Source organism: Paenibacillus chibensis (assembly GCF_004001045.1).
In the GTDB taxonomy this organism is placed as follows: Bacteria; Bacillota; Bacilli; order Paenibacillales; family Paenibacillaceae; genus Paenibacillus_AQ; species Paenibacillus_AQ chibensis.
On the sequence record NZ_BIMK01000061.1, the window covers coordinates 1 to 3924 of the forward strand.

At 47.9% G+C, this 3924-nt stretch carries 3 protein-coding genes and 4 pseudogenes; 2 read left to right on the plus strand and 5 right to left on the minus strand.

Annotation, left to right across the window (positions count from 1 at the left end; genetic code table 11):
- Together PCH05_RS26925 and PCH05_RS26930 are read right to left on the minus strand one after the other, a co-directional pair.
- Positions 1–107: pseudogene (locus tag PCH05_RS26925) on the minus strand (YetF domain-containing protein); the annotation flags it as partial.
- A gap of 221 nt (positions 108–328) precedes the next feature.
- A pseudogene (locus PCH05_RS26930) lies at positions 329–632 on the minus strand (YunC family protein).
- 279 nt (positions 633–911) lie between these two features.
- Between PCH05_RS26930 and PCH05_RS26935 the strand changes: the two are divergent.
- A complete protein-coding gene (locus PCH05_RS26935) occupies positions 912–1403 on the plus strand; it encodes a YhcN/YlaJ family sporulation lipoprotein (protein WP_127607794.1) in 492 nt (163 codons plus the stop codon).
- A gap of 131 nt (positions 1404–1534) precedes the next feature.
- Here the strand turns inward: PCH05_RS26935 and PCH05_RS28065 are convergent.
- Positions 1535–1705 (minus strand): annotated as a pseudogene (locus PCH05_RS28065) (group II intron reverse transcriptase/maturase); the annotation flags it as partial.
- A gap of 15 nt (positions 1706–1720) precedes the next feature.
- Here PCH05_RS28065 and PCH05_RS26945 point away from each other — a divergent pair.
- Positions 1721–1969: a transposase gene (locus PCH05_RS26945; protein WP_164766819.1), complete on the plus strand. Its 249-nt coding sequence runs from the start codon at positions 1721–1723 to the stop codon at positions 1967–1969.
- Positions 1970–2227: 258 nt separating this feature from the next.
- On the opposite strand, the gene PCH05_RS26950 is transcribed toward PCH05_RS26945, so the two are convergent.
- Together PCH05_RS26950 and PCH05_RS27850 are read right to left on the minus strand one after the other, a co-directional pair.
- Entirely contained in the window at positions 2228–3745 is a 1518-nt protein-coding gene (locus PCH05_RS26950) for a phospholipase D-like domain-containing protein (protein WP_127607798.1), read from the minus strand.
- Between the two features lie 80 nt (positions 3746–3825).
- Positions 3826–3924, minus strand: a pseudogene (locus tag PCH05_RS27850) (DUF1657 domain-containing protein); the annotation flags it as partial.

A 3924-nucleotide genomic window follows, 5' to 3' on the forward strand; every position in this document is an offset into this window, starting at 1 on the left:
TTTTTTTTTCGAAGCTGTTCCATAAGTTCATCCGAGGTAATCCTTTCTTTTTTTAGGTTATCCTCCATGATCTTGCCGTCCTTAATGAGCACTGTTGCTTTGCCGTCGAATTCTAATGTTGATTTTTAACCAAATGAAAACCGCCCACTAAATGAAGTTTGATGCTAGACTTAATAGTAGACACAGATTACACTGATGAAACGACAACTATCGGAGGACTGTGTCAAAGATGAAAAAGCCACTTTATGTCGAACTCCCAGGAATGCAACTTGTAAACCAGTGAGCAAAATATTCCCCTTCTTTCCTCAATAATCACTTTTCTAAAGAGTCACTCGGCAATGTTTATCATCTTTAAAAGCGCATCCGTTCCCTTCATTCCAGGGTGAATCCCGTGCAATTCCGCCTCAAAGGTAACCATATCAAGAGGAGCATCCAGCAATTGCTCCATTGTACGCACCCCGGTTGCGCGTCCTGCCACAATTCGACGATCTTTTAATTTCTGATTTAGCAAGTGGATATCCAAAGCGCCGCACAATATCCGTTGTTACCGCAAGAAGTGTTGTTTTTGGCAGAGCGACCTCGATACCTATCACCTTGAAACCTTCAACTTCGATTGGTTTCATCCGTATCATCCATTTTGCATCTCCTCTTTTTTTCTACACTATATGCCGGGCATGATATTTGCACCATAGACTGCTGCCTAAATCGGATATCAAATTTCATACTTCGTCGTTTTATTCGTGAGGGTTATCGACGGGTGTCAGAGGTATCGGTACTTCAATTCTTCTCTCTTCAACTTCCAATAATTCATTGCTCAACCTCGAATTGGCAATAAAAATAAGGAACGGTTGTGAATTTTAACTCATCGTGGAAAGCATACTAAGAGTAAATGGAATATGGAGGCATAGCAGATGACCATGGCCAAAAAACGTAACATCAAGAGAATCGCCGTGTGGCTTGTTGTTGTATCGATGATGTCAACAGGGTGCGCGAGCAAAACAGAAAATCAATCGCGGCAACAAGGCGTGCAAATGCAGCAAATCCTAACCCCTCCCCAGACACATATCGATAATCGAATTCAAATTGCTGACGCGGCGGCAGAGAAAATTGTTCGAATAAACCGAGTAAAACAAGCCAATGTACTTGTAACGGGAAGAAATGCATATGTAGCCGTGATCGTGGATACTCCCCAAAATCAGTTATCCCGTGATTTGGAAGCTCAAATTGCGCAGCAAGTTCGATCGACCGATCCGAATATTCAAAATGTGTACATCTCCGCGAATCCTGAATTTGTGGACCGTATTACCAGTTATGTAACAGACGTACGACAAGGCCGCCCTGTTTCCGGGTTTTACGAGCAATTCACAGAGATTGTTCAACGCCTGTTTCCAAAAGCCCGATAAAGTTTCGGTCTCCAAAAGAATACAGGTTGGTTTCGGCACGAATGTGAACTACTTCTCCAATCGAGTAGGAGGCGGCTAACCCCCGTCCTCTCACAACACCTAAGCACTAGGTGTTTCCAAAAATCAACATGTTCCAAGTAACGAAAAAGTAAACCTTTCAGCCCTTTCGCTTCCCAGTAGGAAGTTGGAAGGGCGTTATTTAATTACGAGACATTTCCAACACCTCGCCTTGAATTAGCCATCATGAATGCAGCCCAATCAGGCACTTCAAGCGCCCGGAGTTCGCGAATACGGGGGCGCACCCCATCGGCCAGAAGGTGTACTCTGCACGTATTATCGCCCTCGGCTCGCTCATCATCAAGGAGCGCCTTGGTTTAAGCGATCGTGAGACCTTGCAAATCCAAGAGAATCCGTATTTGCAGTTCTTCTTGGGCTACACCACATATGTAGATGAAGAGCCCTTTCATCACTCTTTACTAACCCATTTCCGAGAACGGCTCGGTCTGGAAGTCTTGGCTGAAGTTAACGGCTGGATTGCCCATGCCGCGCTGCAAGCAGAGCGCTAGGCCAAGACGAAACCGTCCAAGCAGGACCGCGATGACGACGATAACGACGCGGGCGGTTCGCAGCTCACCATGGAGGTAGGCGAGGCGTTCTCCCTTCCACAGGAGCCCACCACTGTGGCAAAGAAAAACCGGAAGATGGCGAAAGAACTGAGCGTTCTGCCAATCGCAGCCTCCCCGGTAGCGAATGTCACGAACAAGGCACCCTCATGCTCGATGCGACATGCGCGCCTGGAACGATTCTTGTTGAGCAAGCCCTATTTATAACAACGGAGATAAAACGCGCGCTGCTTGATCAAGAATGCGCTCAGAAGAAGAACGATGCAGATAATCTTCCATTCGCAAAGGAATGGAGTCGGTGAGATCCCGTTCGAATTGTTCCGTAAGCACCCGAGCCACATCGGAATTATACAGCACTGCACACACTTCGTAGTTTAAACGGTAACTACGGGGATCGTAGTTGGAAGAACCCACTTCGGCAATCTCGCCATCGATAATCATGACTTTCGCGTGCAGCACCCCTTTGTTGTACTGAAACACATCGATCCCTGCTTCCACGAGTTCGCCATAATACGTACGGCTTGCAGCTCCTGCAACTTTAGGAATCACTTGGCGCGGCACCAGTAATCTCACTCGAACGCCACGCGCCGCGGCTGTTTTGATGGCCATCATGATATCCGCATCGGGTATAAAATAAGGGTTGGTCACGTCGATGGTTCGGGTCGCCTGCGTCAGGCAGATGAAATGCATTTCCCGAATGACCGGAGTAGGCAGCCCGGGATTGCCTTCGAATATCTGTATATAGACGTTATGCGAATCCTTGGATGGGGAAGCTTTTCCCATGTGGGGGCCTTCCATCGTTCCCAGCTCCGATCCCCATTCCCATCCGTATCCGGATCGTTCTGTTTTGCCGGATAGAAATGGATGAATGGCTTTATCGTCTGAAAGTTGGGCCGATTCAGGGATAAATTTTGCCTTTCTCGTTGAATGGAGCATGTCCGGTGACGCCATTTTCCAGTGAGCCTCAAAAACGGCTTTCACATCATCCGCTGTTTCGCCGGTTAACCGCATATGAGTGTCGCGCCAAAAACCGACATCCGGCTTCATTCCAGTATACTCGTCCCCAACGTTGATTCCTCCCATGAAGGCTTCCTTTCCGTCGACGATGACGATCTTGCAATGATCCCGGTATGTCAAGTTGGATAGTACCCAGGGGATTCGCAAGGGAAAGATGGTCCTGCATTCAATGCCTGCTTCCATCATCCGGCGAACCGCATGTTTGGGAAACGACCGGCTTCCCCAGCCATCCCTTATAAAACGAATGTTCACACCGGATAAAGCCCGGTCAATCAGCACATCTGTGATACGTTTACCGATATGGTCATTCCGGTATATGTAATATTCCAGATCGATTGACTTTTGTGCGGCCTGAATTGATTGAAGGAGTTTTCCGTAGGTTTCCATCCCGTTCGTGAGGATTTGGACGGAACCGGTTCGAAGGCCACGGACAGACAAAGGTTGCAAAGCCCGGGCGATAACAAAAGCGGAGTGACCGCATGCTGGAGGCAACGCTATCGGGTTATTGTGCGAAGAAACGAGCTTGTCCCGCCGCATTTGCACAGGATTCGTGACGAACAGGTAACAAACGAATCCGATAATCGGTAATACAAGTCCGACTGATATCCAAGTCAACGCTTTGGCGGGGCGGCGCACCTCCCGAACCGCAATAATGATCAACAGTGCCGTATTTACTAGCCATAATCCTGCTATCCATGCCAAGAAAATCAGCCTCCCAATCAAGTCATCTACGAGGGAATAAAGGGGCAGCCATGCCGAGAAGAGATCGGCATGGCCCTTTATTAGAAACCTTTATACTGCGGTTCTTCCTGTTCAATTTGTTGTAACCGTGGAGTGACCTGGTCAATGATGTTTTGTGTCTGTTGCGCTGCATTTGTGAA

Bases quoted from the DNA above. Each gene is read 5' to 3' on its own strand.
- PCH05_RS26935 (WP_127607794.1), top strand. From the start codon at position 912: ATGACCATGGCCAAAAAACGTAACATCAAGAGAATCGCCGTGTGGCTT.